At 69.9% G+C, this 733-nt stretch carries 1 pseudogene; it reads right to left on the reverse strand.

Annotated elements, in window-relative coordinates:
- Positions 1-733 (reverse strand): annotated as a pseudogene (locus CCN35_RS26230) (formate dehydrogenase); the annotation flags it as partial.

The following is a 733-nucleotide window of genomic DNA, read 5'->3' on the forward strand; positions in this document are numbered from 1 at the left end:
GCGAGGCGGCGGGGAAGAAGAAGACCTCCGTGCGGCACCGCTCGGGGACGATCTCCCCGGTCTCGATCTCGGGGGCGTCCTTCCAGAACGTGGCGCTCTCGATCATGGTGAGGTCGCGCACGACCAGCCAGTCGAGGTTGGCCATGGCCAGGCGCTGCAGCCGGCCGTGGGCCGAGCCCACCGCCGGGTTCTGACCGAGCAGGAAGTAGCCGAAGACCTTCCCGTCGACCATGTCCATGGTGGTGCGGTAGGTGCCGNNCGCCGCCTCGCCCCAGTACTCCTTGAGCAGCGACACCAGGTAGGCGTCCGCGTTGCCCCAGAACCCCTTCTGGCCGGGGCGGCGCACGGTGTCCAGGTAGGCGGCCAGGTTCTCGTGGGTGACGTCCGGCATCGGCAGATAGCCGGGCAGCAGGTTGAACAGGGTCGGGATGTCCGTGGACCCCTGGATGCTGGCGTGCCCGCGCAGCGCGAAGACCCCGCCGCCGGGACGGCCGATGTTGCCCAGCAGCAGCTGGATGATCGAGCCCGCCCGGATGTACTGGGCCCCGACCGAGTGCTGGGTCCAGCCCACGCTGTACACCAGCGCCGTGGTGCGCTCCCGGCCGGAGTTCCCGGTCCAGGCACGGCACACCTGAAGGAACCGGTCCCGCGGCACGCCGCAGATCCGCTCCACCATCTCGGGCGTGTAGCGGGAGAAGTGCCGCTTGAGCACCTGGAACACACAGCGGGGGTG

It is taken from the genome of Streptomyces thermovulgaris (assembly GCF_002155915.1).
In the GTDB taxonomy this organism is placed as follows: domain Bacteria; phylum Actinomycetota; class Actinomycetes; order Streptomycetales; family Streptomycetaceae; genus Streptomyces; species Streptomyces thermovulgaris.